At 39.2% G+C, this 24,728-nt stretch carries 42 protein-coding genes; 39 read left to right on the top strand and 3 right to left on the bottom strand.

The features are described from left to right. The first annotated feature begins 14 nt into the window (after nucleotides 1-14). The 37 genes from rplD (at nucleotide 15) to AC4NPH_RS28765 (ending at nucleotide 20,769) form a co-directional block, all read left to right on the top strand. Nucleotides 15-638 carry a 50S ribosomal protein L4 gene (rplD, locus tag AC4NPH_RS28945; protein WP_013054928.1) on the top strand — a complete coding sequence of 208 codons (624 nt, stop codon included), beginning with the start codon at nucleotides 15-17 and terminating at the stop codon, nucleotides 636-638. Continuing rightward, entirely contained in the window at nucleotides 638-925 is a 288-nt protein-coding gene (rplW, locus tag AC4NPH_RS28940; RefSeq protein ID WP_013054929.1) for a 50S ribosomal protein L23, read from the top strand. Before rplD ends, rplW begins: the two co-directional genes overlap by 1 nt. A gap of 27 nt (nucleotides 926-952) precedes the next feature. Further along, nucleotides 953-1,783: a 50S ribosomal protein L2 gene (rplB, locus tag AC4NPH_RS28935; RefSeq protein ID WP_013054930.1), complete on the top strand. Its 831-nt coding sequence runs from the start codon at nucleotides 953-955 to the stop codon at nucleotides 1,781-1,783. A 57-nt stretch (nucleotides 1,784-1,840) separates the two neighbouring features. Beyond that, complete coding sequence (rpsS, locus tag AC4NPH_RS28930; protein WP_013054931.1) at nucleotides 1,841-2,119, top strand: 30S ribosomal protein S19; 279 nt, start codon at nucleotides 1,841-1,843, stop codon at nucleotides 2,117-2,119. Between the two features lie 19 nt (nucleotides 2,120-2,138). Next, nucleotides 2,139-2,480, top strand: a complete 342-nt coding sequence (gene rplV / locus AC4NPH_RS28925) for a 50S ribosomal protein L22 (protein WP_013054932.1) — start codon at nucleotides 2,139-2,141, stop codon at nucleotides 2,478-2,480. Between the two features lie 3 nt (nucleotides 2,481-2,483). Next, a complete protein-coding gene (gene rpsC / locus AC4NPH_RS28920; RefSeq protein ID WP_013054933.1) occupies nucleotides 2,484-3,140 on the top strand; it encodes a 30S ribosomal protein S3 in 657 nt (218 codons plus the stop codon). Between the two features lie 2 nt (nucleotides 3,141-3,142). After that, nucleotides 3,143-3,577, top strand: a complete 435-nt coding sequence (gene rplP, locus AC4NPH_RS28915; protein WP_013054934.1) for a 50S ribosomal protein L16 — start codon at nucleotides 3,143-3,145, stop codon at nucleotides 3,575-3,577. After that, complete coding sequence (gene rpmC, locus AC4NPH_RS28910; protein WP_013054935.1) at nucleotides 3,567-3,767, top strand: 50S ribosomal protein L29; 201 nt, start codon at nucleotides 3,567-3,569, stop codon at nucleotides 3,765-3,767. The genes rplP and rpmC overlap by 11 nt, the downstream gene beginning before the upstream one ends. A gap of 25 nt (nucleotides 3,768-3,792) precedes the next feature. Beyond that, a complete protein-coding gene (gene rpsQ / locus AC4NPH_RS28905) occupies nucleotides 3,793-4,056 on the top strand; it encodes a 30S ribosomal protein S17 (protein WP_013054936.1) in 264 nt (87 codons plus the stop codon). A 51-nt stretch (nucleotides 4,057-4,107) separates the two neighbouring features. Next, entirely contained in the window at nucleotides 4,108-4,476 is a 369-nt protein-coding gene (gene rplN, locus AC4NPH_RS28900; protein ID WP_013054937.1) for a 50S ribosomal protein L14, read from the top strand. A 49-nt stretch (nucleotides 4,477-4,525) separates the two neighbouring features. Further along, complete coding sequence (rplX, locus tag AC4NPH_RS28895) at nucleotides 4,526-4,837, top strand: 50S ribosomal protein L24 (protein ID WP_013054938.1); 312 nt, start codon at nucleotides 4,526-4,528, stop codon at nucleotides 4,835-4,837. Between the two features lie 31 nt (nucleotides 4,838-4,868). Further along, complete coding sequence (gene rplE, locus AC4NPH_RS28890; protein ID WP_013054939.1) at nucleotides 4,869-5,408, top strand: 50S ribosomal protein L5; 540 nt, start codon at nucleotides 4,869-4,871, stop codon at nucleotides 5,406-5,408. Between the two features lie 33 nt (nucleotides 5,409-5,441). Continuing rightward, entirely contained in the window at nucleotides 5,442-5,627 is a 186-nt protein-coding gene (locus AC4NPH_RS28885) for a type Z 30S ribosomal protein S14 (RefSeq protein ID WP_013054940.1), read from the top strand. 30 nt (nucleotides 5,628-5,657) lie between these two features. Further along, nucleotides 5,658-6,056 (top strand): 30S ribosomal protein S8, encoded by a 399-nt coding sequence (rpsH, locus tag AC4NPH_RS28880; protein WP_013054941.1) that lies wholly within the window; start codon nucleotides 5,658-5,660, stop codon nucleotides 6,054-6,056. Nucleotides 6,057-6,086: 30 nt separating this feature from the next. Continuing rightward, nucleotides 6,087-6,626, top strand: a complete 540-nt coding sequence (rplF, locus tag AC4NPH_RS28875) for a 50S ribosomal protein L6 (RefSeq protein WP_013054942.1) — start codon at nucleotides 6,087-6,089, stop codon at nucleotides 6,624-6,626. A 32-nt stretch (nucleotides 6,627-6,658) separates the two neighbouring features. Next, nucleotides 6,659-7,021 (top strand): 50S ribosomal protein L18, encoded by a 363-nt coding sequence (gene rplR, locus AC4NPH_RS28870; RefSeq protein WP_013054943.1) that lies wholly within the window; start codon nucleotides 6,659-6,661, stop codon nucleotides 7,019-7,021. Nucleotides 7,022-7,041: 20 nt separating this feature from the next. Beyond that, complete coding sequence (rpsE, locus tag AC4NPH_RS28865) at nucleotides 7,042-7,542, top strand: 30S ribosomal protein S5 (protein ID WP_013054944.1); 501 nt, start codon at nucleotides 7,042-7,044, stop codon at nucleotides 7,540-7,542. 14 nt (nucleotides 7,543-7,556) lie between these two features. Further along, entirely contained in the window at nucleotides 7,557-7,739 is a 183-nt protein-coding gene (rpmD, locus tag AC4NPH_RS28860; protein WP_013054945.1) for a 50S ribosomal protein L30, read from the top strand. Between the two features lie 33 nt (nucleotides 7,740-7,772). Continuing rightward, nucleotides 7,773-8,213 carry a 50S ribosomal protein L15 gene (gene rplO / locus AC4NPH_RS28855; RefSeq protein WP_013054946.1) on the top strand — a complete coding sequence of 147 codons (441 nt, stop codon included), beginning with the start codon at nucleotides 7,773-7,775 and terminating at the stop codon, nucleotides 8,211-8,213. Further along, complete coding sequence (gene secY / locus AC4NPH_RS28850) at nucleotides 8,213-9,505, top strand: preprotein translocase subunit SecY (protein WP_013054947.1); 1,293 nt, start codon at nucleotides 8,213-8,215, stop codon at nucleotides 9,503-9,505. The genes rplO and secY overlap by 1 nt, the downstream gene beginning before the upstream one ends. Nucleotides 9,506-9,571: 66 nt before the next feature. Beyond that, on the top strand, nucleotides 9,572-10,225 hold the full coding sequence (locus AC4NPH_RS28845) for an adenylate kinase (RefSeq protein ID WP_013054948.1): 654 nt from the start codon (nucleotides 9,572-9,574) through the stop codon (nucleotides 10,223-10,225). Further along, the gene (gene map, locus AC4NPH_RS28840; RefSeq protein ID WP_014462024.1) at nucleotides 10,222-10,968 is read left to right on the top strand and encodes a type I methionyl aminopeptidase; all 747 of its coding nucleotides are present in this window, start codon (nucleotides 10,222-10,224) and stop codon (nucleotides 10,966-10,968) included. Before AC4NPH_RS28845 ends, map begins: the two co-directional genes overlap by 4 nt. 235 nt (nucleotides 10,969-11,203) lie before the next feature. After that, the gene (infA, locus tag AC4NPH_RS28835; protein ID WP_010285101.1) at nucleotides 11,204-11,422 is read left to right on the top strand and encodes a translation initiation factor IF-1; all 219 of its coding nucleotides are present in this window, start codon (nucleotides 11,204-11,206) and stop codon (nucleotides 11,420-11,422) included. Nucleotides 11,423-11,459: 37 nt separating this feature from the next. Then, entirely contained in the window at nucleotides 11,460-11,573 is a 114-nt protein-coding gene (gene rpmJ, locus AC4NPH_RS28830; protein WP_003156543.1) for a 50S ribosomal protein L36, read from the top strand. 24 nt (nucleotides 11,574-11,597) lie between these two features. Then, nucleotides 11,598-11,963, top strand: coding sequence for a 30S ribosomal protein S13 (rpsM, locus tag AC4NPH_RS28825; RefSeq protein WP_013054950.1), 366 nt, complete (start codon nucleotides 11,598-11,600; stop codon nucleotides 11,961-11,963). Between the two features lie 23 nt (nucleotides 11,964-11,986). Continuing rightward, a complete protein-coding gene (gene rpsK, locus AC4NPH_RS28820; RefSeq protein WP_013054951.1) occupies nucleotides 11,987-12,376 on the top strand; it encodes a 30S ribosomal protein S11 in 390 nt (129 codons plus the stop codon). 180 nt (nucleotides 12,377-12,556) lie between these two features. Further along, nucleotides 12,557-13,501 (top strand): DNA-directed RNA polymerase subunit alpha, encoded by a 945-nt coding sequence (locus AC4NPH_RS28815; protein WP_013054952.1) that lies wholly within the window; start codon nucleotides 12,557-12,559, stop codon nucleotides 13,499-13,501. A gap of 44 nt (nucleotides 13,502-13,545) precedes the next feature. Beyond that, complete coding sequence (gene rplQ, locus AC4NPH_RS28810; protein WP_013054953.1) at nucleotides 13,546-13,908, top strand: 50S ribosomal protein L17; 363 nt, start codon at nucleotides 13,546-13,548, stop codon at nucleotides 13,906-13,908. Between the two features lie 138 nt (nucleotides 13,909-14,046). After that, a complete protein-coding gene (locus AC4NPH_RS28805; protein WP_013054954.1) occupies nucleotides 14,047-14,886 on the top strand; it encodes an energy-coupling factor ABC transporter ATP-binding protein in 840 nt (279 codons plus the stop codon). After that, nucleotides 14,862-15,731 carry an energy-coupling factor ABC transporter ATP-binding protein gene (locus AC4NPH_RS28800; protein ID WP_013054955.1) on the top strand — a complete coding sequence of 290 codons (870 nt, stop codon included), beginning with the start codon at nucleotides 14,862-14,864 and terminating at the stop codon, nucleotides 15,729-15,731. The genes AC4NPH_RS28805 and AC4NPH_RS28800 overlap by 25 nt, the downstream gene beginning before the upstream one ends. Next, entirely contained in the window at nucleotides 15,728-16,525 is a 798-nt protein-coding gene (locus tag AC4NPH_RS28795) for an energy-coupling factor transporter transmembrane component T family protein (RefSeq protein WP_013054956.1), read from the top strand. The genes AC4NPH_RS28800 and AC4NPH_RS28795 overlap by 4 nt, the downstream gene beginning before the upstream one ends. An 18-nt stretch (nucleotides 16,526-16,543) precedes the next feature. Further along, entirely contained in the window at nucleotides 16,544-17,284 is a 741-nt protein-coding gene (gene truA / locus AC4NPH_RS28790) for a tRNA pseudouridine(38-40) synthase TruA (RefSeq protein WP_013054957.1), read from the top strand. A 156-nt stretch (nucleotides 17,285-17,440) separates the two neighbouring features. After that, entirely contained in the window at nucleotides 17,441-17,878 is a 438-nt protein-coding gene (gene rplM, locus AC4NPH_RS28785) for a 50S ribosomal protein L13 (RefSeq protein WP_013054958.1), read from the top strand. 22 nt (nucleotides 17,879-17,900) lie between these two features. Further along, the gene (gene rpsI / locus AC4NPH_RS28780) at nucleotides 17,901-18,293 is read left to right on the top strand and encodes a 30S ribosomal protein S9 (RefSeq protein ID WP_013054959.1); all 393 of its coding nucleotides are present in this window, start codon (nucleotides 17,901-17,903) and stop codon (nucleotides 18,291-18,293) included. A 111-nt stretch (nucleotides 18,294-18,404) separates the two neighbouring features. Next, nucleotides 18,405-18,827: a DUF2521 family protein gene (locus tag AC4NPH_RS28775; RefSeq protein ID WP_013054960.1), complete on the top strand. Its 423-nt coding sequence runs from the start codon at nucleotides 18,405-18,407 to the stop codon at nucleotides 18,825-18,827. 70 nt (nucleotides 18,828-18,897) lie between these two features. Then, the gene (cwlD, locus tag AC4NPH_RS28770) at nucleotides 18,898-19,605 is read left to right on the top strand and encodes an N-acetylmuramoyl-L-alanine amidase CwlD (RefSeq protein ID WP_013054961.1); all 708 of its coding nucleotides are present in this window, start codon (nucleotides 18,898-18,900) and stop codon (nucleotides 19,603-19,605) included. 90 nt (nucleotides 19,606-19,695) lie between these two features. Continuing rightward, nucleotides 19,696-20,769, top strand: coding sequence for an Mrp/NBP35 family ATP-binding protein (locus AC4NPH_RS28765; protein WP_013054962.1), 1,074 nt, complete (start codon nucleotides 19,696-19,698; stop codon nucleotides 20,767-20,769). A 38-nt stretch (nucleotides 20,770-20,807) separates the two neighbouring features. Here AC4NPH_RS28765 and AC4NPH_RS28760 read toward each other — a convergent pair whose 3' ends face one another. Both AC4NPH_RS28760 and gerD read right to left on the bottom strand, forming a co-directional pair. Further along, entirely contained in the window at nucleotides 20,808-21,716 is a 909-nt protein-coding gene (locus AC4NPH_RS28760; protein WP_098196918.1) for a LysR family transcriptional regulator, read from the bottom strand. A gap of 187 nt (nucleotides 21,717-21,903) precedes the next feature. Continuing rightward, nucleotides 21,904-22,533, bottom strand: coding sequence for a spore germination lipoprotein GerD (gerD, locus tag AC4NPH_RS28755; RefSeq protein ID WP_013054964.1), 630 nt, complete (start codon nucleotides 22,531-22,533; stop codon nucleotides 21,904-21,906). A gap of 145 nt (nucleotides 22,534-22,678) precedes the next feature. On the opposite strand from gerD, the gene AC4NPH_RS28750 reads away from it, so the two are divergent. Further along, the gene (locus tag AC4NPH_RS28750) at nucleotides 22,679-23,299 is read left to right on the top strand and encodes a KinB-signaling pathway activation protein (protein ID WP_013054965.1); all 621 of its coding nucleotides are present in this window, start codon (nucleotides 22,679-22,681) and stop codon (nucleotides 23,297-23,299) included. 44 nt (nucleotides 23,300-23,343) lie between these two features. On the opposite strand, the gene pdaB is transcribed toward AC4NPH_RS28750, so the two are convergent. Continuing rightward, complete coding sequence (pdaB, locus tag AC4NPH_RS28745) at nucleotides 23,344-24,108, bottom strand: polysaccharide deacetylase family sporulation protein PdaB (RefSeq protein ID WP_013054966.1); 765 nt, start codon at nucleotides 24,106-24,108, stop codon at nucleotides 23,344-23,346. A gap of 135 nt (nucleotides 24,109-24,243) precedes the next feature. Here pdaB and AC4NPH_RS28740 point away from each other — a divergent pair, with 135 nt between their 5' ends. Next, entirely contained in the window at nucleotides 24,244-24,444 is a 201-nt protein-coding gene (locus AC4NPH_RS28740) for a hypothetical protein (protein WP_014462000.1), read from the top strand. Nucleotides 24,445-24,728: the final 284 nt, after the last annotated feature.

Here is a 24,728-nt window from a genome sequence, read left to right as displayed (position 1 = left end):
AGGAGGAATAACCAATGCCAAAAGTAGCATTGTTTAACCAAAACGGTGAAAACGTTGGAGAAATCGAACTTCAAGATGCCGTTTTCGGTATCGAACCAAACAACAAAGTACTTTTCGACGCGATCGTAATGCAACGCGCATCTCAACGTCAAGGTACTTCTAAAGTTAAAAATCGTTCTGAAGTAAGAGGCGGTGGCCGTAAGCCATGGCGTCAAAAAGGTACTGGTCGTGCTCGTCAAGGATCTATCCGTTCTCCACAATGGCGTGGTGGTGGCGTAGTATTTGGTCCAGTTCCAAGAAGCTATAGCTACAAATTACCTAAAAAAGTTCGTCGTTTAGCAATTAAGTCTGCATTATCAACTAAAGTTCAAGATAACAGCATCGTTGTTCTTGAAGCTCTTTCTTTTGATGCTCCAAAAACAAAAGAAATGGTAGCAGTTCTTAAAAACCTAACAGTAGAACGCAAAGCATTAGTAGTAACTGCTGATCTTAACGAAAACGTTGCACTTTCAGCACGTAATATTCCTGGTGTAACAGTTGTTGCAGCTAATGGTTTAAGCGTATTAGACGTTATGAACCATGATAAGCTTGTAATCACTAAAGACGCAGTTGAAAAAGTAGAGGAGGTGCTTGCATAATGAAAGATCCTCGTGATATTATTAAGCGCCCCGTAATTACAGAACGTTCAACAGACTTAATGGCTGAGAAAAAATATACGTTTGATGTTGATGTAAGAGCTAATAAAACTGAGGTTAAAGATGCTATCGAAAAAATCTTTGACGTAAAAGTTGAAAAAGTAAACATCATGAACTACAAAGGTAAATTCAAGCGTGTAGGTCGCTACAGTGGTCTTACTAACCGTCGTCGTAAAGCGGTAGTAACACTAACTCAAGAGAGCAACGAAATCGAATTCTTCGAAGCTTAAGATTACTAGAGAAGGAGGGAAATTGAGATGGCGATTAAAAAGTATAAACCAACCTCAAATGGTCGTCGTGGCATGTCAGTTTCTGATTTCGCTGAAATTACTACTGACAAACCAGAAAAATCGTTACTTGCACCTGTCAAGAGAAAAGGTGGTCGTAACAACCAAGGTAAATTGACTGTTCGTCACCAAGGTGGTGGGCACAAGCGTCAATACCGTATCATCGATTTTAAACGCGATAAAGATGGAATACCTGGACGCGTTGCTACAATCGAATATGATCCAAACCGTTCAGCTAACATCGCATTAATTCATTATGCTGATGGTGAAAAACGTTACATCCTTGCTCCTAAAAACCTAAAAGTAGGTTTAGAAGTTATGTCAGGTCCTGAAGCTGACATTAAAGTAGGTAACGCGCTTCCTTTAGCTAACATTCCTGTTGGTACAGTAGTACACAACATCGAATTGAAACCTGGTAAAGGTGGACAATTAGTTCGTTCTGCAGGTACATCTGCTCAAGTACTTGGTAAAGAAGGTAAATACGTATTAGTACGTTTAACTTCTGGTGAAGTACGCATGATTCTTGCAACTTGTCGTGCAACTGTAGGTCAAGTTGGTAACGAACAACACGAGTTAATCAACATCGGTAAAGCCGGTCGTTCTCGTTGGTTAGGTATCCGTCCAACTGTACGTGGTTCTGTAATGAACCCTAACGATCACCCACACGGTGGTGGTGAAGGACGTGCTCCAATCGGACGTAAGTCTCCAATGAGTCCATGGGGTAAACCAACACTTGGTTACAAAACTCGTAAGAAGAAAAACAAATCCGATAAATTTATCGTTCGTCGTCGTAAAAAATAACGGGATTGAGCTACGGTTCAAACGAACCGTAGGACAATCACGAAGGGAGGTTCATTTATGGGTCGCAGCTTAAAGAAAGGACCTTTTGTAGATGACCATTTAATCAACAAAATTGAGAAGTTAAACGAAACTGACAGCAAGCAAGTAGTAAAAACTTGGTCTCGTCGTTCAACTATCTTCCCTCAGTTCATTGGTCATACAATTGCTGTATATGACGGTCGTAAACATGTACCAGTTTATGTTACTGAAGACATGGTAGGTCACAAACTTGGTGAATTCGCACCATCTCGTACTTACAAAGGTCACGCAAGTGATGATAAGAAAACAAGACGCTAATATGAGAGGAGGCTTTTAAATGCAAGCTAAAGCTGTCGCGAGAACAGTACGTATTGCTCCTCGTAAAGTTCGTTTAGTTGTAGATTTAATTCGAGGTAAGCAAGTGGGTGAAGCGCTAGCAGTGCTACTTCACACGCCAAAGGCTGCTTCTCCAGTCGTTGAGAAAGTATTAAAATCTGCTATTGCCAATGCAGAACACAATTATGAAATGGACGCTAACAATTTAGTTATTACTGACGCTTTTGTTAACGAAGGTCCAACTTTAAAACGTTTCCGTCCACGCGCTATGGGACGTGCAAGCCAAATCAACAAGCGCACAAGCCACATCACAATCGTGGTATCAGAAAAGAAGGAGGGATAATTCATGGGTCAAAAGGTAAATCCGGTCGGTCTTCGCGTCGGTGTCATCCGTGATTGGGAATCAAGATGGTTCGCTGGCAAAGACTACGCTGACTTATTACATGAAGACTTAAAAGTACGTGAATATATCGCTAAACGTTTAAACGATGCAGCTGTTTCTAAAGTTGAAATCGAACGCGCTGCTAACCGCTTAAACGTAACGATCCACACTGCAAAACCTGGTATGGTAATTGGTAAAGGTGGTACTGAAGTAGAATCACTTCGTAAAGCTCTTAACCAATTAACAGGCAAGCGTGTACACATTAACATCCTTGAAATTAAACGAGCAGATTTAGATGCTAAACTAGTAGCTGAAAACATCGCTCGCCAACTTGAGAACCGTGTATCATTCCGTCGTGCTCAAAAGCAAGCTATTCAACGTAGTATGCGTGCTGGCGCACAAGGTATCAAAACAATGGTATCTGGTCGTTTAGGCGGAGCTGATATTGCTCGTTCTGAATATTACAGTGAAGGTACAGTTCCACTTCATACACTTCGCGCTGATATTGACTATGCTCACGCTGAAGCAGATACTACTTATGGTAAACTTGGTGTGAAAGTATGGATCTATCGTGGAGAGGTTCTTCCTACTAAAAAGAAAACTGAGGAAGGAGGAAAATAATTATGTTATTACCAAAACGCGTTAAATATCGTCGCGAACACCGCGGAAAAATGCGTGGACGCGCTAAAGGTGGTACGGAAGTACATTTCGGTGAATTCGGTTTACAAGCTACTGAAGCTTCTTGGATTACAAACCGTCAAATCGAAGCTGCTCGTATCGCAATGACTCGTTACATGAAACGTGGCGGTAAAGTATGGATTAAAATTTTCCCTTCTAAACCTTATACTGCTAAGCCTCTAGAAGTCCGAATGGGTTCTGGTAAAGGTGCTCCTGAAGGTTGGGTAGCAGTTGTTAAACCTGGAAAAGTAATGTTTGAAATTTCAGGTGTATCTGAAGAGGTTGCACGTGAAGCTTTACGTTTAGCTGCACACAAGCTACCTGTAAAATGTAAGTTTGTAAAACGTGAAGAAATTGGTGGTGATTCTAATGAAAGCTAATGAAATTCGTGACCTTACCACTGCTGAAATTGAACAAAAAGTTAAGGCTTTAAAAGAAGAGTTGTTTAACCTTCGTTTCCAATTAGCGACTGGACAATTAGAGAATACTACTCGTATTCGCGAAGTGCGCAAATCGATCGCTCGTATGAAAACTGTAGTTCGTGAAAGAGAGATTGCTGCTAATAAATAATTAAGTCTGAGAGGAGGCTTTCAGAATGAGTGAACGCAACCAACGTAAAGTTTACACTGGCCGCGTAGTTTCTGACAAAATGGATAAGACTGTTACTGTTCTTGTTGAAACTTACAAAAAGCATTCGCTTTATGGCAAGCGTGTAAAATACTCAAAGAAATTCAAAGCTCACGATGAAAACAATACAGCTCAACTAGGCGATATCGTGAAGATCATGGAAACTCGTCCGTTATCAGCTACTAAACGTTTCCGTCTAGTAGAAGTTGTAGAAAAAGCTGTTATCATCTAATAGTTAAGATAGATCGGATAAGAATGATTCATCCGAAGGGAGGTTTCGTACATGATTCAACAAGAATCTCGTTTAAAAGTTGCAGACAACTCTGGTGCACGTGAGGTACTTACTATTAAAGTACTTGGTGGTTCAGGTCGCAAGACAGCAAACATTGGTGATGTTATCGTTTGTACGGTGAAACAAGCAACACCAGGAGGCGTTGTTAAAAAAGGTGACGTTGTTAAAGCTGTTGTTGTACGTACAAAAAGTGGTGTTCGCCGTACTGACGGTTCTTACATCCGTTTCGACGAAAATGCTTGCGTAATCATCCGTGACGACAAAGGACCACGTGGTACTCGTATCTTCGGACCAGTTGCTCGTGAATTACGTGATAACAACTTCATGAAGATCGTATCATTAGCTCCAGAAGTTATCTAATTGATATATAGAACAAATACAAAATGCCTTTTAAGGAGGTGCGAATAGGATGCATGTTAAAAAGGGCGACAAAGTAGTGGTTATCTCTGGTAAAGACAAAGGTAAGCAAGGTGAAGTACTTGCAGCTTTCCCAAAGAAAGACCGTGTACTTGTTGAAGGCGTGAACGTTGTTAAAAAACACTCTAAACCTTCTCAAGTAAATCCACAAGGTGGAATCGTTAGCCAAGAGGCACCTATCCACGTATCAAACGTAATGCCGTTGGATCCTAAATCTGGTGAGCCAACTCGTGTTGGGTACCAAGTTATCGATGGCAAAAAGGTACGTGTAGCAAAAAAATCTGGTGAAACTTTAGATAAATAATTAATGAAATGTGAAGGGAGGTTTAGTTCACATGAACCGTCTTAAAGAGAAATTTACAAAAGAGATTACTCCTGCTCTAGTTAGCAAGTTTAATTATGAATCTGTAATGCAAGTGCCAAAAATCGACAAGATCGTAATCAACATGGGTATCGGTGATGCTGTTTCTAACTCAAAAGCTTTAGATAACGCTGTTGAAGAACTAGCTGAAATCACTGGTCAAAAACCTGTTGTAACTCGTGCGAAAAAATCTATCGCTGGTTTCCGTCTTCGTGAAGGTATGCCAATCGGTGCGAAAGTTACTTTACGCGGCGAGCGTATGTACGAATTCTTCGATAAACTAGTATCAGTATCACTTCCACGTGTGCGTGATTTCCGTGGTGTATCTAAAAAAGCATTTGATGGTCGTGGAAACTACACGTTAGGTGTTAAAGAACAATTGATCTTCCCAGAGATCGATTATGATAAAGTAACTAAAGTTCGTGGTATGGATATCGTTATTGTTACAACAGCAAACACTGATGAAGAAGCTCGTGAGCTTTTAACTCAGTTCGGTATGCCATTCCAGAAGTAATAACTGCCAACGTTAAGCAGAGGAGGCGAAAATGTGGCTAAAAAATCAATGATTGCGAAGCAAAAACGCCAGCAAAAATTCCAAGTACAAGAGTATACACGTTGCGAACGTTGTGGACGTCCACACTCAGTACTACGTAAATTCAAGCTTTGCCGTATTTGTTTCCGTGAGCTTGCTTATAAAGGTCAAATTCCTGGTGTTAAAAAAGCTAGTTGGTAAAACCCAAGTTTGGGAAGGAGGTAAATTAATATGGTAATGACTGATCCTATTGCAGATTTACTAACTCGTATCCGCAATGCGAACATGGTTCGTCATGAGAAAATTGAAGTTCCTGCTTCTAACATTAAGAAGCAAATTGCAGAAATCCTTAAGCGTGAGGGTTTCGTACGTGATGTAGAATACATCGAAGACAACAAACAAGGTATTATCCGTATCTTCTTAAAATACGGTTCAAATAACGAACGTGTAATTACAGGCTTAAAACGTATCAGTAAACCTGGTCTACGTGTTTATGCAAAAACTAACGAAGTACCACGTGTACTTAACGGTTTAGGTATCGCAATCGTTTCTACTTCTCAAGGTGTTTTAACTGACAAAGAAGCTCGTCAAAAGCAAACTGGTGGAGAAGTATTAGCGTACGTTTGGTAATAAGTTTTAAATGTGAATGGAGGTGTAACTATGTCACGTGTTGGTAAAAAGCCTTTAGAACTTCCAGCAGGTGTTACAGTTACGAACGAGAGCAACACTGTAACTGTAAAAGGACCAAAGGGTGAATTAACTCGTACATTCCACCCTGAAATCGAAATTAAAGTTGAAGACAACGTACTAGTTGTTAATCGTCCTAGCGACAATAAAGAGCACCGCGCTCTTCACGGAACTACTCGTAGCCTTTTAGGTAACATGGTTGAAGGTGTTACTAAAGGATTCGAACGTGGTTTAGAATTAGTCGGTGTAGGTTACCGTGCACAAAAATCTGGTAGCAAATTAGTATTGAGCGTTGGATACTCTCACCCAGTTGAGATTACTCCTGAAACAGGAATCGAAATCGAAGTTCCTTCTCAAACTAAGATCGTTATTAAAGGTATTGATAAAGAACGCGTAGGTGCATTAGCTGCAAATATTCGTGACGTTCGTCCACCAGAGCCTTACAAAGGTAAAGGTATTCGTTACGAAGGCGAATATGTACGTCGTAAAGAAGGTAAAACTGCTAAGAAGTAATGCCGGTTAGGTAAAAGAAAGGAGTGCCCGAAATGATCACGAAGCTTGATAAAAACAAAGTTCGTAAAAAAAGACATGCTCGTGTTCGTGCGAAGTTATCTGGAACTGCAACTCGTCCGCGTTTAAACGTGTTCCGTTCTAATCAACATATTTACGCACAAGTTATCGACGATTTAAATTCAGTAACAATCGCAAGTGCTTCAACGTTAGATAAAGACCTGACTTTAGAAAGCACTGGTAACACTGAAGCTGCTATCAAAGTTGGCGAATTAGTCGCTAAACGCGCAGTAGAAAAAGGTGTAAACGAAGTAGTATTCGACCGTGGCGGTTATTTATATCATGGCCGTGTTAAAGCATTAGCTGACGCTGCTCGTGAAGCTGGATTACAATTCTAATTGTAAAAGGAGGGAAAATCATGCGTCGTATTGATCCAAATAAATTAGAGCTTGAAGAACGTGTTGTTACCGTTAACCGCGTAGCTAAAGTTGTGAAAGGTGGACGTCGTTTCCGCTTCGCTGCATTAGTTGTAGTTGGTGACAAAAACGGTCACGTTGGATTCGGTACTGGTAAAGCACAAGAGGTACCAGATGCAATCCGTAAAGCTATTGAAGATGCGAAGAAAAACTTAATTACTGTACCTATGGTTGGTACAACTATTCCACACGAAATCCTTGGACAATTTGGTGCAGGTCAAATTTTCTTAAAACCTGCTTCTGAAGGTACAGGAGTTATCGCTGGTGGCCCAGTTCGTGCGGTACTAGAATTGGGTGGAGTAAGTGATATTCTATCTAAATCTTTAGGTTCAAACACTCCAATCAACATGGTACGTGCAACTCTTAACGGTTTAGCTAACCTAAAACGTGCTGAAGATGTTGCAAAACTACGTGGCAAGACTGTAGAAGAACTGTTAGGATAAGGGAGGGATATAGAATGGCAAACAAACTAGCAATTACCCTTACTCGTAGCGTAATTGGTCGTCCAGAAGATCAACGTGTAACTGTTCGTACACTTGGCCTACGTAAGTTAAATCAAACTGTCGTTCAAGACGATAATCCTGCAATTCGCGGAATGATTAACAAAGTAGCTCACCTTGTTACAGTAAAAGAGCAATAAGTATAAATTGTCACTCTAAGGAGGTGCTCCGGAATGAAACTTCATGAATTGAAACCAGCTGAAGGTTCACGTAAAGTACGTAACCGTGTAGGTCGTGGTACTGGTTCAGGTAACGGAAAGACTTCAGGTAAAGGTCACAAAGGGCAAAACGCTCGCTCTGGCGGTGGCGTAAGACCTGGCTTCGAAGGTGGTCAAACTCCTTTATTCCGTCGTCTTCCAAAACGTGGGTTCACTAATATCAATCGCAAAGAATACGCGATCGTTAATTTAGAAGCTCTTAACCGTTTTGAAGATGGAACTGAAGTAACACCAGAATTATTAATCGAAACTGGTTTAGTAAGCAAAGCAAAAGCTGGCGTTAAAGTACTAGGAAACGGTACATTAAACTCTAAGCTAACTGTTAAAGCTGCTAAATTCTCTTCAACTGCTAAAGAAGCTATCGAAGCTGCTGGCGGTACAGTTGAGGTGATCTAATGTTTCAAACAATCTCCAATTTAATGCGCGTGCGTGAAATAAGACAAAAAATCTTTTTCACTTTGTTAATGTTAATTGTCTTCCGAATTGGTACATTTATTCCTGTACCAAGTGTTAATACGGATGTACTAAAATTGCAAGATGGGTTAAATGTATTCGGAGTTCTGAATACATTTGGCGGCGGCGCGTTAAAAAACTTCTCCATTCTTGCTATGGGCATTATGCCTTATATTACAGCATCCATCATCGTCCAATTATTGCAGATGGATGTTGTACCTAAGTTTACAGAATGGTCAAAGCAGGGAGATGTTGGGCGCCGTAAATTAGCTCAAGTAACTCGTTATGGAACAATTGTGCTTGGATTTATCCAGGCTTTAGGTATGTCTATAGGATTCAACAATATTTCGGGCGGACAATTGATCGCTAATCCAGGAATTTCTACGTATCTTCTAATTGCTACAGTGTTAACGGCAGGTACTGCCTTCTTAATGTGGTTAGGAGAGCAGATTACTGCAAAAGGCGTAGGTAATGGTATTTCTATCATTATCTTTGCTGGGATTGCAGCTGGTATTCCGACAACATTAAATCAAATTTATGCACAGCAATTTGAAGACGTTGGGGATCAATTATTCATTCGTATCGTAACGGTAGTTTTAATTGCAATTGCAGTTTTAGCTATTATTGTTGGGGTTATTTATTTCCAACAAGCGCTACGAAAAATTCCTATTCAATATGCAAAGGGTTCAGCTGGTCGTAATCCTGTTGGAGGTCAATCCACTCATTTACCGTTAAAAGTAAATGCTGCTGGGGTTATTCCTGTTATCTTTGCAGTTTCATTTATTATTACACCACCAACAATTGCATCATTTTTCGGTCCAAATGATGTAACGACGTGGATTCAGAATACATTTGACTATACTAAGCCAATTGGTATGATAGTGTATGTAGCGTTAATCATTGCTTTTTGTTACTTCTATACATTTGTTCAAGTTAACCCTGAACAAGTAGCAGAGAACTTGAAAAAGCAAGGTGGCTACATCCCAGGCATCCGTCCTGGTAAAAGCACACAAGCTTATTTAACGAAAGTGTTATATCGTCTGACATTAATCGGCTCGATATTCCTTGCGTTAATTGCTGTGTTGCCGGTTCTGTTCATCAAAATTGCAAACTTACCATCATCTGCTCAGATCGGCGGTACTAGTTTGTTAATTGTTGTCGGTGTAGCTCTTGAGACAATGAAACAGCTTGAGAGTCAATTAGTGAAACGCCATTATAAGGGATTTATTAAGTAAAGCTGTTTAGTGGGAAGCAAGCTGCTTTCCCATTAAACGGATAAGATACTGAGGGGGAAGCAAGAAATGAATTTAGTGTTAATGGGCCTTCCTGGTGCTGGGAAAGGTACTCAAGCAGAAAAAATCGTTGAGCATTACGATATCCCTCATATCTCAACAGGAGATATGTTCCGAGCTGCAATTAAAGAAGGAACGCAACTAGGTTTAAAAGCTAAATCATTTATGGATCAAGGTAACCTTGTTCCTGATGAAGTAACAATTGGAATTGTGCGCGAGCGTTTAAACAAACAAGATTGTGAAAACGGCTTTTTACTTGATGGCTTCCCAAGAACAGTAGCCCAAGCAGAAGCTCTTGAAACAATTACAAAAGAACTAAACAAGCAAATTGATTATGTGATTAATATTGATGTAGATCAAAGCATTTTAATGGAGCGTCTTACTGGACGCCGCATTTGTAAAGATTGCGGAGCTACTTACCACTTAGTATTCAATCCTCCTGCGAAAGAAGGAGTTTGTGACAAATGTGGCGGAGAGCTTTACCAACGTGCAGATGACAATGCTGAGACGGTTTCAACTAGACTTTCAGTTAATGTTAAACAATCTCAACCTCTACTTGATTTCTATCAAGAAAAAGGTTATCTACGCAATATTAATGGTAATCAAGATATTAACATTGTGTTTGAGGATGTTCGTCAATTACTTGCTGGGGTTAAGCAATGATCATTTGCAAGACACCAGAGGAAATTGAGGTCATGCGTGAAGCTGGACGAATCGTGGCTTTAACTCATCAAGAGTTAAAAAAGCATATCGCTCCAGGTATTACGACTATAGAATTGGATGCAATTGCTGAAAATTTTATTCGTCAACATGATGCAATTCCGTCTTTTAAAGGGTATAATGGTTTTCGCGGCAGTGTATGTGCTTCTGTGAATGAAGAATTAGTTCATGGTATTCCGGGTGAACGCAAGCTTAATGAAGGGGATATCATCAGTTTAGACATCGGAGCTAAATTCGGTGGCTATCACGGTGATTCAGCTTGGACATATGGAGTAGGAAAGATTTCATTAGAAAATCAAGAGCTGCTTGATGTGACTGAGCAATCTCTCTACAAAGGATTAGCAGAAGCTAAGCCGGGTGAGCGTTTGTCGAATATTTCACATGCTATTCAACAGTACGCAGAATCACGTAACTTTTCGATTGTAAGAGAATATGTTGGCCATGGGGTCGGCAAAGACTTACATGAAGATCCGCAAGTACCTCATTATGGTCCACCGAATAAAGGACCGCGTCTACGTCCAGGCATGGTATTGGCAGTTGAGCCAATGGTGAATGCTGGTATGCGATATGTAAAAACATTACCTGATAACTGGACAGTTGTCACAGTAGATGGTAAAATGTGTGCGCACTTCGAACATACTATTGCAATTACTGAGACGGGATATGAAATTCTGACAGCATTGTAATGTTAAAGGATGTTATCTCTATCCATTCCTCGCTAGATGCACTGGACAGTAAACAGTAATTATCTAAATTCACGATGATCGTTTTTCGTCTGAATTGCTGTTAAAATGGTAAAGATGTATATTAGCGTCAATCATCTTGAATTTAATGATTACGATCTCCGGATGTTCAGAACAGGTTCTTTTTAAGTCGTTTAATGATAGCTTGTTACTGTTTCAAAGAAAGGAGAGCACTTTAATGGCAAAAGACGATGTAATTGAAGTTGAAGGTACAGTTGCTGAGACTTTACCTAACGCTATGTTCAAGGTAGAATTAGAAAATGGTCATACAGTACTTGCTCACGTATCAGGAAAAATTCGCATGCATTTCATTCGAATCTTACCTGGTGATAAAGTAACTGTAGAATTGTCACCATACGATTTAACTCGCGGTAGAATTACGTACCGTTTCAAATAAAACCTATGCACTCCGTACTATCAAGGAGGTATGAAACATGAAAGTCAGACCATCAGTTAAACCAATCTGCGAAAAATGTAAAGTTATCCGTAGAAAAGGTAAAGTAATGGTAATTTGTGAAAACCCTAAGCATAAACAAAAACAAGGTTAATCAATAAGGAGGTGCACTATTCATATGGCACGTATTGCTGGTGTTGATATTCCTCGTGACAAGCGTGTAGTAATTTCATTAACATACATTTTCGGTATTGGTCGTCCAACTGCTGAAAAAGTTCTAGCTGAAGCTGGAGTTTCTGAAGATACTCGCGTTCGTGACTTAACAGAAGAAGAATTAGGTAAAATTCGTGATATTTTAGATAGCTATAAAGTAGAAGGCGATCTTCGTCGTGAAGTTTCTTTAAACATCAAACGTTTAATTGAGATTGGTTCATACCGTGGTATCCGCCACCGTCGTAGTTTACCAGTTCGTGGTCAAAACAGTAAAAACAATGCTCGTACACGTAAAGGCCCACGCCGTACTGTAGCGAACAAGAAGAAATAATTAGTAAGGGAGGTCATTAACAGATGGCACGTAAAACTAATACACGTAAACGTCGCGTGAAAAAGAATATTGAAGCTGGTGTAGCTCATATTCGCTCAACGTTTAACAACACTATTGTAACAATTACAGATGTTCACGGTAATGCGATTGCTTGGTCTAGTGCAGGCGCACTTGGCTTCAGAGGTTCTCGTAAATCTACTCCATTTGCTGCGCAAATGGCTGCTGAAACTGCTGCTAAAGTTTCTATGGATAACGGAATGAAAACTCTTGAAGTTACAGTTAAAGGCCCTGGTGCTGGTCGTGAAGCAGCTATCCGTGCTCTTCAAGCTGCAGGTTTAGAAGTAACAGCTATTAAAGATGTTACTCCTGTACCTCACAACGGATGCCGCCCACCAAAACGTCGTCGTGTATAATTAATATGTATAGATTCTATTTCGTTGTCTATAATGATGATGGTGTAGAATTTATTCATGCAACGAAATGTTTTCCATTTGTTGTGCACATTCGGGAACTGTCTAATAGGGAATTTCGGTTAGGCATTTGAGAAATCAGCCGTCTAGCCGAGGTTTCGACGTTTTGAAGGAGGGTTTATATTGATAGAGATTGAAAAGCCAAAAATCGAAACGGTAGAAATCAGCGATGATAGAAAGTACGGTAAATTCGTCGTCGAACCACTTGAGCGTGGATATGGTACTACTTTGGGTAACTCCTTACGTCGTATCCTATTATCCTCACTCCCTGGTGCAGCTGTAACATCTATTCAAATTGAAGGTGTATTACATGAATTTTCAACAGTTCCTGGAGTTGTTGAAGATGTAACAAACATCATTTTAAACGTTAAAAAGTTAGCGTTAAAGATTTACTCTGATGAAGAGAAAACACTTGAGATCGATGTTAAAGGTCCTGGTACAGTAACGGCTGCTGACATTCAAGCAGACAGCGATATCGAAGTTCTAAATCCGGATCTTCATATTGCAACACTTGAGTCAGATGCTCATTTCCGTATGAGACTTACTGCTCGCACAGGTCGAGGTTATAATCCTGCCGATGCTAACAAGCGTGAAGACCAACCAATTGGTGTACTTCCAATTGATTCAATCTATACGCCTGTTACTCGCGTATCGTATTATGTAGAGAATACTCGTGTTGGTCAAATGACAAATTACGATAAGTTAACGTTGGATGTTTGGACTGACGGTAGCATCGAGCCAGAAAAAGCTGTTGCTTTAGGTGCAAAGATTCTAACGGAACACTTAAATATCTTCGTTAACTTAACAGATGAAGCTCAAAAAGCAGAGATTATGGTAGAAAAAGAAGAAGACCAGAAAGAAAAAGTTCTAGAGATGACGATCGAGGAACTAGATTTATCTGTTCGTTCTTACAACTGCTTAAAACGAGCAGGCATCAATACTGTACAAGAGCTTGCTAATAAAACAGAAGAAGATATGATGAAAGTTCGTAACTTAGGCCGTAAATCTTTAGAAGAAGTTAAAGCTAAACTTGAAGAATTAGGTTTGGGTCTACGTAAGGACGACTGATTATATCTACCTGTTTAACTACTTAACAAAGGAGGGGACCTCACATGTCTTACCGTAAATTAGGTCGTACAAGCGCACAACGCAAGGCGCTTCTTCGTGATTTAACAACTGATTTAATCATCAGTGAACGCATTGAGACAACTGAAGCTCGTGCAAAAGAATTACGTTCAACTGTTGAAAAAATGATTACTTTAGGTAAACGTGGAGATCTACACGCTCGTCGTCAAGCTGCATCTTACATCCGTAATGAAGTAGCTAACGAAGAAGCTGGTCAAAGCGCTTTACAAAAACTATTCAGCGATATCGCTACTCGCTACGAAGATCGCCAAGGCGGTTACACTCGTATCTTAAAAGTTGGACCTCGCCGTGGTGACGGTGCTCCAATGGTTATCATTGAATTAGTTTAATATTTTTAATACAGATAGAAAAGGGCGAGACAGTGTGTAACTAGTCGTTGCCCTTTTTTTATACCTAAAACCAGGTAAATAGTGTAAAAAATCAATGTAGGCAATGCTGCAATAGAAAAAGCTGAGAGGAAGATAGCGTTGAAAGAAATGTCTTTAGAGGTAAAAGATTTATGCTTTCGATACGATCCTGAAGCAGACCTAACATTAGATCACCTTTCTCTCTCTGCTTATAAAGGTGAATGGTTAGCGATAGCTGGACATAATGGATCTGGTAAGTCGACGCTGGCACGAATTCTAAACGGCCTTTTGCTACCTGAAAAAGGAACGGTTCGAGTGGGCGATACTCTTTTATCTGAAGAAACAATATGGGATGTGCGCAAGCAGATTGGAATGGTGTTTCAAAATCCAGATAATCAATTTGTTGGCTCAACCGTTCAAGACGATATTGCGTTTGGGCTTGAAAACAACGGGATTCCATTTGAGATTATGGAAAAACGTATACCTGAAGCAATCGAAATGGTCAATATGAGTGCTTTTCTGGATCAAGAGCCTCATCAGCTATCAGGTGGACAAAAACAGCGTGTGGCCATTGCGGGTATAATTGCCGTACAGCCATCTGTCATCATTCTAGATGAAGCAACATCTATGTTAGATCCTATTGGGCGAACTGAAGTGCTTGAAACTGTTAGAAAATTAAAAGAAGAAAAACAACTGACGGTTATTTCAATTACTCACGATTTAGATGAAGTAGCAATGGCTGACAGAGTCGTTGTGATGAACAAAGGGAAGATATATGCAACAGGTACTCCACGCGAAGTATTTGCATTAGGTTCCAAGTTAACGGATATTGGACTAGACTTGCCGTTTTCCGTTAAACTAAGCCATCGTTTTGCTTCCGTAGGAATTCCTTTATCAAAAATTCATTTAACAGATGAGGACTTGGTGGACGAACTATGGACATTATATTCAAAGAAGTAGAGCATCGTTATCAAGTTAATACACCATTTGAACGAATTGCTCTACATGACTTAAATTTAAACATTCAATCAGGTACATTTTTGGCTGTTATTGGCCATACTGGTTCTGGGAAATCAACAATCATACAGCATCTGAATGCCTTATTGAAGCCAACTGCTGGTGAAATTCAAATCGGTGAGCGCACCATTAAAGCCAATCGAAAAGAAAAGAATTTAAAAGCTATTCGTCAGCAAGTAGGCGTGGTGTTTCAATTTCCAGAACATCAGCTTTTTGAAGAAACGGTGGAAAAAGATATAGCTTTTGGACCAATGAATTATGGCGTTTCGGAAGAAGAAGCAAAGCAAAAAGCAAGAGAGCTTATCAAGTTAGTAGGGTTGCCAGAAGACATTCTCACCAGATCTCCTTTTGATTTGAGCGGTGGACAAATGCGTCGTGTAGCGATAGCAGGTATTTTAGCGATGAATCCTAATGTGCTAATTTTAGATGAACCAACTGCTGGATTGGACCCTAGAGGGCGTCAAGAAATTATGAATATGATTTATCGTCTTCATAAAGAAAAAGGCTTGACGACGATTCTCGTGACTCACAGTATGGAAGATGCAGCTATGTACGCTGATGAGCTAATTGTGATGAATAAGGGAACGGTTGCGATGAAAGGGTCACCTAGAGAAGTGTTTGGTCAGCATACGCAGCTAAAAGAATATGGATTGGATGTTCCAGAATCGCTTCGCTTTATGCTGAAGCTGCAAGAGAAATTTCAGCTTGAAGCATCGGATACGGTAATTACCTTTTCTGAAGTGGTAGAGAAAGTGCAGCACCTTATGCAGCAAGGTGAACGATTATGATGAACTCAATCATTATTGGTAAGTATGTGCCGGGTCAATCGGTTGTCCATCGAATGGATCCTCGGGCCAAGCTGCTTCTTGTGTTTGCGTATGTATTAATTGTGTTTTTAGCAAATAACCCTATCGGCTATGCTTTTTTAGGTGTGTATACCCTTATGATAGTGGCCATGAGTAAAGTGCCCCTTTCGTTTATTTTAAGAGGGTTAAAGCCCGTTATGTTTATTATTATCATCACGTTTCTTTTGCACATTTTTATGACAAAGGAAGGTCCTCTTTTATTTGAATGGGGATGGTTTTCTGTCTATAAAGGCGGCCTTATTCAAGGTGTTTTAATTTCCTTGCGCTTCTTGTTCTTAATTTTAATTACGACGATGCTAACTTTAACGACTACGCCTATTGAAGTAACAGATGGAATGGAAAGCTTGCTGAATCCATTTAAAAAGCTCAAGCTTCCCGTACACGAATTAGCTTTAATGATGTCCATTTCTCTTCGCTTTATTCCTACATTGATGGAAGAGACAGATAAAATTATTAAAGCGCAGACAGCACGAGGAGTGGACTTTAGCAGCGGCCCCGTTACGGATCGTTTGAAAGCTGTCGTTCCTTTGCTTGTTCCTCTATTTATAGGTTCATTTAAGCGTGCTGAAGAGCTAGCTATTGCCATGGAAGCAAGGGGTTATAAAGGCGGAGAAGGGCGTACAAAGTATCGTCAATTGAAATGGGGAAGCATAGATACAATTATGCTTTTACTTCTGCTGGCAGTAGCAGTTGTTTTAGTGCTGATTAGAACGTAAAGATTGTTTGGTGAAAAGATGAAACGTTTAAAATGTATAGTTGCATACGACGGCACACACTTTTCAGGTTATCAAGTTCAGCCCAATAAGCGAACTGTTCAACTGGAGATTGAAGCCGTTTTAGAGAAAATGCATAACAAAAAAGTGCCGATTTACGCCTCTGGACGAACGGACACAAATGTTCATGCACAGGGGCAAGTCATTCATTTTGATACAAACCTAAATATTCCATGTGATAAGTGGAAAAAAGCATTGAATTCAATGCTACCAGATGATATTGTAATGAAGAATGTATGTGAAGTTGATGCACATTTTCACGCCCGGTATGACGTTACTTCAAAAGAGTATCGCTATCATATTTTGCGCGGCGAAGATCGAAATCCTTTCACTCGTTCTTATGCATACCATTACCCTTATCCATTAGACTACTCAAAAATGAAAAAAGCCATCACATATTTACTCGGTACACACGACTTTACAAGCTTTTGTTCAGCGAGAACAGAAGTGGAAGATAAGATTCGTACGATTTACAAGATTGATATGTATGAAGAGAATAGTCAACTTGTGTTTAGATTCGTTGGAAGTGGCTTTCTGTATAATATGGTTCGTATTCTTGTTGGAACGCTTTTAGAAGTAGGACAAGGCCGTATTGAACCAGATGCTATAAAAGATATTCTAGAAAGCAAATCACGTCCTCGTGCAGGGAAAACTGCGCCTTCGCAAGGACTATATTTATGGCGCGTTTTCTATGACAACTAAACCTGGTGTAACATTTTCTTGACATTAGTAGCTTAAAGATATAATATATCATATGGTATGTATTTTAACCCCACGGTTAGCCCCGGAAATTAATCGTGTTGAAATAGAAGGTTGAAATAATTTTATAATTGATGATGAAAATTAGGAGGGAAACTCATGCGTACAACTTTCATGGCGAAAGCAAACGAAGTAGAGCGTAAATGGTATGTTGTCGATGCTGAAGGTAAAACTTTAGGTCGTTTAGCAAGTGAAGTAGCATCAATCTTACGCGGTAAACATAAACCAACTTTTACACCACATGTTGATACTGGTGATCACGTGATCCTTATCAATGCGTCAAAAATCGAACTAACAGGTAAAAAATTAACTGATAAAATTTATTACCGTCACAGCATGCACCCAGGTGGTTTGAAACAACGTACAGCATTAGAAATGCGTACTAACTACTCTGAGAAAATGCTTGAATTAGGAATCAAAGGCATGCTTCCAAAAGGTAGCCTAGGCCGTCAAATGTTCAAAAAATTACATGTGTATGCTGGTGAAACACATCCACATGAAGCACAAAAACCAGAAGTTTACGAACTTCGCGGATAATTAATAAGAGGAGGTTATTATCTTGGCACAGGTACAATATTACGGAACTGGTCGTCGTAAAAGCTCTGTTGCTCGTGTACGTTTAGTACCAGGTAACGGTCGCGTAACAATCAACGGTCGTGAAATCGAAGAATACATTCCATTTGCTGCACTACGTGAAGTAGTAAAACAACCACTTGCTTTAACTGAAACTGTAGGTAACTATGACGTATTTGTAAACGTTAATGGTGGAGGTTATGCAGGTCAAGCTGGCGCTATTCGTCACGGAATCTCTCGTGCTTTATTAGAAGCAGACCCTGAATACCGTGGAACATTAAAACGTGCTGGTCTATTAACTCGTGACGCTCGTGCGAAAGAACGTAAAAAATACGGTCTTAAAGGCGCTCGTCGTGCACCACAATTCTCAAAACGTTAATTTTATATTACGTTTCAAGCCTTGGTCTTTGGACCAGGGCTTTTTTTATTTGTTGTTTGCGTATGAGACGAAGGCTTGTGCAGACAATATGTAAAAAAGGGAGGCGTTATCGTGAATGAGGTTACATATTTAAAAGAAAAACGTTATGAAAAAGAAATGAAATATGAACGCAAAGTCCTAAGGGAACTGTCGTTTGATTTGCTTCAAGAGAGGCTGCGCCGTTATTTTCATCCAATGTTTCAGTGGAATATGCTAGGAGACGAACATGTGGAGGAGTACTGTCTTGATATTGCCATCGAATCATTTTTATTAGGTGCCCGGGTGAGTAAACGTGGTAAAGGCTACGAAGACTTTCAGAAGCACAGTAAGCAAGAAGAGTCTCTTTTAATTGATACATTGTACGGAGCCGTCAGCATGTCTGTAACAGATCTTTATCAAGATGGTCTGTATTATTTGTGTCAAGGATATGTGCAAGACTGGTGGAAAGAAGGTTATCGAACCGCAGAAAAAAGACGTCGGTTACGTTTGCATTAAAAAGTACTCATAATTCCCGTTCTTGTCCCATATAGAAATAAATAGGTGAGGCAAGAAGGGAAGGGATAAAATGTCTAAAGTAAAAATAATGAGCACAATTATAGCGCTTCTCGTTCTTTTTGTCATTGTACAATATCAGATAGATCATAGAACATCATCCGGTTCGCTTTCACTTCCTCTTAGCGGGAAAGTTATTGTACTAGATCCTGGACACGGCGGTGTTGATGGAGGAGCCGTAGGAGGGGATGAAGTGCTTGAAAAAGAAATAACTCTTAAAATTTCGTTAATGCTTCGGGACTATCTGCAAGAGCAAGGGGCACTTGTTATTATGACAAGAGAAAAAGACGAAGACCTAGCGGCCAAAGACACAAGAGGATACAGTCGCAGAAAAGTAGAAGACTTAAAAAATCGCTTAACGATGATTAATAAATCCAATGCTGATTTGTACTTAAGTATTCACTTGAATGCTATTCCATCCTCTGCGTGGAGAGGGGCTCAAACTTTCTATTACGGGTCCCTAAAAGAAAACGAGCAAGTGGCCAAACTCATTCAACAAGAGCTAAGAAATAATCTGGATAATACGAGTCGTGAAGCAAAAGCTATTCAAACGCTTTACCTTCTTAAGCATTCCAAGCCACCAGGTGCTTTGGTTGAAGTAGGATTCTTATCAAATCCTACAGAACGTAAAATGCTTCAATCGAAACGCTATCAAAAAAAGTTAGCTGAATCCATTTATGAAGGAGTCAGCCGGTATTTTACTGGAGAAAAGCCCAAATAAAAAGCATAGCATCCTTCTATTCAGAAAAATCTAATATGTATGATATACTTGATAGTATAAATAAATAGATTTTAACATGGTGGTGGGAGTATGCTAACGGAAAAGCAAGTAAAAGAAGTAGTAGGGGAAATTACGGATCCATTTTTAAATAAAAAACTATCAGAAACAGATGCGATTAAAGAAATAACAATCAAAGCTGAAAAACAGCATATAAGCCTGAAGATTGCTGTTGCAAAAACAGGTACTAGTGAACAGCTGAGCCTTCAAGGCACGATTGTAGAAGAATTAAAAAAAGCAGGTGTACAGTCGGTTGGACTGCGATTTGTTGAGTTTACGCCTGAAGAACTTCAGCAGTACCGCGCTGAGCAACCGAATACTGGCAACTTACTAACTAGTCCGAATGCACCTGAATTTATTGCTATTGCCAGCGGTAAAGGAGGCGTTGGTAAATCAACAGTCTCTGTTAACTTGGCCGTTTCTCTAGCTCGTTTAGGAAAGAAAGTTGGTTTAATTGATGCTGACATCTATGGATTCAGCGTCCCAGATATGATGGGAATCACACAGCGTCCTGTAGTAGAAGGTGAAAAGATTATTCCAGTTGACCGTTTCGGAGTAAAAGTTATTTCCATGGGCTTCTTTGTAGAAGATAATTCACCCGTTATTTGGCGAGGACCTATGCTTGGAAAAATGTTGACGAGCTTTTTTACAGAAGTTGAATGGGGAGAATTAGATTATCTTTTACTAGACTTACCTCCCGGAACAGGTGATGTCGCATTAGACGTTCACTCCATGCTTCCTGCTTGTAAAGAAGTCATTATTACGACACCACATCCTACAGCCGCATTTGTTGCAGCTAGAGCGGGTGCTATGGCTTTGAAAACTGATCATGAGGTAATTGGAGTTGTAGAAAATATGGCCTACTTTGAAAGCCAGCTAACAGGGGAAAAAGAGTATGTATTTGGTAAAGGCGGAGGTCCAAAACTTGCTGAGGAACTTCAGACAGAGCTTTTAGGACAGCTTCCGTTAAGTCAGCCCGACTGGAATGAAGAAGATTTTGCACCTTCCATTTACGATGAATCGCATCGTTTAGGTAAAATATATGGAGAGATTGCAAGCAAGATTGCATTTATTTGCGAAAATGAAAAAGCAGCAACAGGAAAATAACAAAAAGCACGCGCTGTTCGAGCGCGTGCTTTTTGTTATTATACAGAGAGTTCAATCTGCGCCTTTTTTAAATCAAATGCAAGGTTTTGTTTTAAGAGAGCTAAAAATGTTTTTCCAGCTGTACTTACGGTGTGAGACTGGTGCTTTAAAATGCCGATTGCAGGCCCGTCATGCAAGTCATGAATTGTTTTAACCACCACTTGATCTGGCGGAAGAGTTGCGCTTATTTGTGGAACAACGGCTATTCCTAAGTTTTCTTTTACAAAATGCTGAAGTGTGCTAATAGTGCCTAACTGGACTTTAGCAGGCAGCTGGCCTGTTCGCTCAAAGAGTAGCTGCTCAATTTTCTTTTGAACGGAAGATTGCCCAGCTGTAATCAGCGTTTCGTGTATTAAATCTTTTGCAAAGATTGTTTTTCTTTTTGTTAGAGCATGATTGAATGGTAGTAGCAGCACAAGTTTTTCCGTTAGTAATGCCTCAAATTCTATATCTCTGAACGATTCTGAGACAGTGCCAATCGCGAAATCAATTTCTTGATTGCGTATATTTTGATGAAGGTGCTTTTCGTCTGCAACGAGTAAGCTAATTTCTGTGTTGGGATATCTTTTTTTAAATAATGAGAGAATGGAAGGCAGTCGACTGCTTGCTGTAGGTTCCGCAGCACCTATACGGATCGTGCCAGCTTCGCCTGTTGAATAATCCTTTAAGGTGTTATTTAGATATTCATATTCCTTTAGTAAAATATTTGCCCGCTCGTAAAAGATTTTACCTGCTTCAGTAAGTTTAATGCTTTTTCCTCGTTCTAAAAGCTTAAATCCTAGTTCGGATTCTAACTTTTGAATGTGCAGTGTAATGGTAGGCTGAGAGTACTTTAAATATTCAGCGGCTAATTGAAAGCTTCCTAAACGAACAATGGTTTGAAACGTTTTAATAACGCGAAATTCCATCAAATTCCCTCCTTTTGCTATAAAACGATTGTGTTAATTTCTAATATTTTACCATAAAGCTAAGAATTAAAGTTTACAATTCCAATAAAAATACTAAGTATTAAAAAATATAAAGAAGTCATTTAGGTTTTTTAATAAAAATAAATGACATAATTAAATACGCACCTCATATGAGATGCGTATTTAATCACTGCTGTTGCTGTTCTCCGCCTGAATCAGATCCAGAGGAAGAAGAACCACCGTCGTCGCTGCTTTGTTTTTGTCCACCTTGTGTTTCTTCAGCAGCTTTCAAAAGAATGTCTTGAATTTTAGATTGATAAAGAGGGCTATCAAACGTTTCGGTCATAATCTTTTGTAAATAAGTGCGATATTCTTTACTCTTTAAAACAGTCAGTACTTCTTTTTCCATAGCCGGATCCTTTAAAACATCTTGAAGCATTCCTTGATATTCAGGATCTTTCATCAGTTGTTTGATGACCGTCTTATTTTCTTTTTCCAAACTTTTAGCAAAGCTTTCAGCAAACTTCGGATCATCCATGGCTTTTTTCCAAAATTCCACGCCTTTATCTGATACTAGGGTTTGAGAAATTGTATCTTTTATCGCGTTTTGATCCATTAAAATATCTTGTCTAACAGAAGGGTCTTTCATAATTGCCTCGACTGCTTTTTTTCCTTCATCTGTTTTTAAAATATCAACAACCATTTTCTTTGTTTGATCATAATCCATACCATTGTTCTCTTCATCTTGCGGTGCACAGGCTGTAGCTAAAAGCATACACATTCCTATATAAATGAGGAGCATGAGTCGCTTTTTCATAGTAATGAGCTCCTTTCCTAATATGCTTACGCTTAATATGAGATAATCAAGGTTTTTTATTCATAAAAGAGCTCTAGATTTTTCAAAACGTGATTGGTACAATTTATGAAAAGGTACAATTTTGTAACTTATGGGGGAGATGGAAGTGAATAGTCGAAATTGGGTTCGTCTATTTCTAACCACGTTAGCTGTCGGGGGTATAAGTACAGCTGTTGTTGGGTTTGCGGTGCGCTGGGGGGAATACGGTCACTTATTTCAACAAGGAAAGATAGGAGAAATTGTTGCTGTTTTAACATGGCTCGTAGGCGTAGGGTTTATTTTTAGTTTAATTAGCCAAATGGGTTTTTTTGCATATTTAACTATTCACCGATTTGGGTTGGGAATTTTTAAATCTGCATCACTTTGGAAATCGGTTCAAATTGTATTTGTTTTATTTGTATTATTTGACGTTGCTTATTTTCGATATAAGTTCTTTCAACAACCGGGAGAAGGCATAGGCAAGTATATTTTGTTAAGCGTTTTCTTGTTAGCGGTGGGGTTATTAGTGGCGTATGCAAAGAAAAAGCAGACGAATAAAGAGGCTTTTGTACCAGCGCTGTTTTTTATGATTGTTGTAACGACAATTGAATGGTTCCCAGCGCTGCGAACGAACGAAGAAAGCTGGCTTTACCTTATGTTGTTTCCACTTCTAATTTGTAATATGTATCAACTTCTTATTTTGCCCAAACTTCTTACGCACGCAAGAATAGCAAAAGCAGACAAATAGCATATTTGTCTGCTTTTGCTTTCCATATGCAGTGGAAATAGATCTCAGCGGATATCTTTTACTTGGGTTTTTGAATTTGAAATTAATGTTGAAACACTTACGTTTGAGACTTTTTTATTTTGTAATGAATTCTTGATATATGGAATAGCCTTTGCTGTTTGTTGAGCGGAGTCAGACGCGTGCAGCAATATAATATCCCCCCCGTCTAAAGGCTTTGTAACATTCGAGACAATTTTTTCAACCCCTGGATTTGTCCAGTCTTTAGAATCAATGCTCCAGTGAACAGTAGTATATCCTATATCTGCCGTTAATTTTAAGATGTCTTTATTAAATTGCCCGTTAGGAGGACGAAGAAGGTGAACATCTTTAAGGCCTAGTGAATCAAAGACTTTCTTTGATTTTGCAAGATCCTGTCTAATCTCATTAGGTTCTAGGCTTGTGTAAGAAGTATAGTCATAGCCCATTGTGCCAATTTCGTGACCTTCTTTCTTAATGCGCTCTACAATATCTGGATGACGCTCAGCCCATGAAGCAGATAAAAAGAAAGTAGCATGTTCAATATGCTGTCTTTTTAGTTCATTCAGAATGGGAATAGCTCTTTCATCTCCCCAGCTGATGTTAAATGTAAGAGCAACTTCCTGATTTTTGTCATCCGCCTTATAAACAGCTCTTGGACCGTTATCTGTTGAAAACACGGGAAAGTGAAACGTCTGCTGAGCATAGAGAAAAAAGCTTGTAAAAAACGCAGCAACTACGATAAGCATTGTTTGTTTGATTCTTTTGGCTCGAATAGTATAAAACATATTCATTTTGTCACCTCATTTAATAAGTAGTACTTGTCTAATTTGTATGCGTTTTGTCTACAATTAATAACAGGTAAGGAAAAGAAGAAGTGATTTTATTTTGATGTTTGAGAATCAATGTCGCAAAAAGCAGGTGAATCAATGAAAATTTGTTTATTTAATCAGGTGGAGTGTTTAGAGTTAGAAGCACTACTTAGAGAAGAAATGAAGAGAACAAACGTTGCTTTTCAACAAAGTTTGAATCATGTAGTTCTTGAACGAAACATTCAAGAGAAGTATCAAATCCTTTCAAAGATCTTGCTAAGGTTCGGTGAAAGCAGGGAAGTAAATAAGGTTTTTTGATGAAATGAAAAAAACTTTTCAAAAAGTGTTGACTTTATATAGTATAGATGTTAAATTATTAAATGTCGCTGATGAGTGATTGGAAAACAATCGCAATTCATCAGAAATAAAATATTAAAAAAGTTGTTGACAAATGAAAGACAACTTGTTAATATAAAAAAGTCGCTCAAGAGCGGCGGTTGAACTTTGAAAACTGAACAAAGCGACAAACGTCAACGTTAATTTTTATTTTTTAAATTGAGCAAGTCAAACATTTCTTCGGAGAGTTTGATCCTGGCTCAGGA

This window comes from Priestia sp. MDV22-iso46, assembly GCF_058629175.1.
Note: the sequence above shows the minus strand (reverse complement) of the source record. Positions and strands in the feature narration are given on the sequence as shown.

Bases quoted from the DNA above. Each gene is read 5' to 3' on its own strand.
- rplD (WP_013054928.1), top strand. From the start codon at position 15: ATGCCAAAAGTAGCATTGTTTAACCAAAACGGTGAAAACGTTGGAGAA.
- rplW (WP_013054929.1), top strand. From the start codon at position 638: ATGAAAGATCCTCGTGATATTATTAAGCGCCCCGTAATTACAGAACGT.
- rplB (WP_013054930.1), top strand. From the start codon at position 953: ATGGCGATTAAAAAGTATAAACCAACCTCAAATGGTCGTCGTGGCATG.
- rpsS (WP_013054931.1), top strand. From the start codon at position 1,841: ATGGGTCGCAGCTTAAAGAAAGGACCTTTTGTAGATGACCATTTAATC.
- rplV (WP_013054932.1), top strand. From the start codon at position 2,139: ATGCAAGCTAAAGCTGTCGCGAGAACAGTACGTATTGCTCCTCGTAAA.
- rpsC (WP_013054933.1), top strand. From the start codon at position 2,484: ATGGGTCAAAAGGTAAATCCGGTCGGTCTTCGCGTCGGTGTCATCCGT.
- rplP (WP_013054934.1), top strand. From the start codon at position 3,143: ATGTTATTACCAAAACGCGTTAAATATCGTCGCGAACACCGCGGAAAA.
- rpmC (WP_013054935.1), top strand. From the start codon at position 3,567: ATGAAAGCTAATGAAATTCGTGACCTTACCACTGCTGAAATTGAACAA.
- rpsQ (WP_013054936.1), top strand. From the start codon at position 3,793: ATGAGTGAACGCAACCAACGTAAAGTTTACACTGGCCGCGTAGTTTCT.
- rplN (WP_013054937.1), top strand. From the start codon at position 4,108: ATGATTCAACAAGAATCTCGTTTAAAAGTTGCAGACAACTCTGGTGCA.
- rplX (WP_013054938.1), top strand. From the start codon at position 4,526: ATGCATGTTAAAAAGGGCGACAAAGTAGTGGTTATCTCTGGTAAAGAC.
- rplE (WP_013054939.1), top strand. From the start codon at position 4,869: ATGAACCGTCTTAAAGAGAAATTTACAAAAGAGATTACTCCTGCTCTA.
- rpsH (WP_013054941.1), top strand. From the start codon at position 5,658: ATGGTAATGACTGATCCTATTGCAGATTTACTAACTCGTATCCGCAAT.
- rplF (WP_013054942.1), top strand. From the start codon at position 6,087: ATGTCACGTGTTGGTAAAAAGCCTTTAGAACTTCCAGCAGGTGTTACA.
- rplR (WP_013054943.1), top strand. From the start codon at position 6,659: ATGATCACGAAGCTTGATAAAAACAAAGTTCGTAAAAAAAGACATGCT.
- rpsE (WP_013054944.1), top strand. From the start codon at position 7,042: ATGCGTCGTATTGATCCAAATAAATTAGAGCTTGAAGAACGTGTTGTT.
- rpmD (WP_013054945.1), top strand. From the start codon at position 7,557: ATGGCAAACAAACTAGCAATTACCCTTACTCGTAGCGTAATTGGTCGT.
- rplO (WP_013054946.1), top strand. From the start codon at position 7,773: ATGAAACTTCATGAATTGAAACCAGCTGAAGGTTCACGTAAAGTACGT.
- secY (WP_013054947.1), top strand. From the start codon at position 8,213: ATGTTTCAAACAATCTCCAATTTAATGCGCGTGCGTGAAATAAGACAA.
- AC4NPH_RS28845 (WP_013054948.1), top strand. From the start codon at position 9,572: ATGAATTTAGTGTTAATGGGCCTTCCTGGTGCTGGGAAAGGTACTCAA.
- map (WP_014462024.1), top strand. From the start codon at position 10,222: ATGATCATTTGCAAGACACCAGAGGAAATTGAGGTCATGCGTGAAGCT.
- infA (WP_010285101.1), top strand. From the start codon at position 11,204: ATGGCAAAAGACGATGTAATTGAAGTTGAAGGTACAGTTGCTGAGACT.
- rpmJ (WP_003156543.1), top strand. From the start codon at position 11,460: ATGAAAGTCAGACCATCAGTTAAACCAATCTGCGAAAAATGTAAAGTT.
- rpsM (WP_013054950.1), top strand. From the start codon at position 11,598: ATGGCACGTATTGCTGGTGTTGATATTCCTCGTGACAAGCGTGTAGTA.
- rpsK (WP_013054951.1), top strand. From the start codon at position 11,987: ATGGCACGTAAAACTAATACACGTAAACGTCGCGTGAAAAAGAATATT.
- rplQ (WP_013054953.1), top strand. From the start codon at position 13,546: ATGTCTTACCGTAAATTAGGTCGTACAAGCGCACAACGCAAGGCGCTT.
- AC4NPH_RS28800 (WP_013054955.1), top strand. From the start codon at position 14,862: ATGGACATTATATTCAAAGAAGTAGAGCATCGTTATCAAGTTAATACA.
- AC4NPH_RS28795 (WP_013054956.1), top strand. From the start codon at position 15,728: ATGATGAACTCAATCATTATTGGTAAGTATGTGCCGGGTCAATCGGTT.
- truA (WP_013054957.1), top strand. From the start codon at position 16,544: ATGAAACGTTTAAAATGTATAGTTGCATACGACGGCACACACTTTTCA.
- rplM (WP_013054958.1), top strand. From the start codon at position 17,441: ATGCGTACAACTTTCATGGCGAAAGCAAACGAAGTAGAGCGTAAATGG.
- cwlD (WP_013054961.1), top strand. From the start codon at position 18,898: ATGTCTAAAGTAAAAATAATGAGCACAATTATAGCGCTTCTCGTTCTT.
- AC4NPH_RS28765 (WP_013054962.1), top strand. From the start codon at position 19,696: ATGCTAACGGAAAAGCAAGTAAAAGAAGTAGTAGGGGAAATTACGGAT.
- AC4NPH_RS28760 (WP_098196918.1), bottom strand. From the start codon at position 21,716: ATGGAATTTCGCGTTATTAAAACGTTTCAAACCATTGTTCGTTTAGGA.
- gerD (WP_013054964.1), bottom strand. From the start codon at position 22,533: ATGAAAAAGCGACTCATGCTCCTCATTTATATAGGAATGTGTATGCTT.
- pdaB (WP_013054966.1), bottom strand. From the start codon at position 24,108: ATGAATATGTTTTATACTATTCGAGCCAAAAGAATCAAACAAACAATG.
- AC4NPH_RS28740 (WP_014462000.1), top strand. From the start codon at position 24,244: ATGAAAATTTGTTTATTTAATCAGGTGGAGTGTTTAGAGTTAGAAGCA.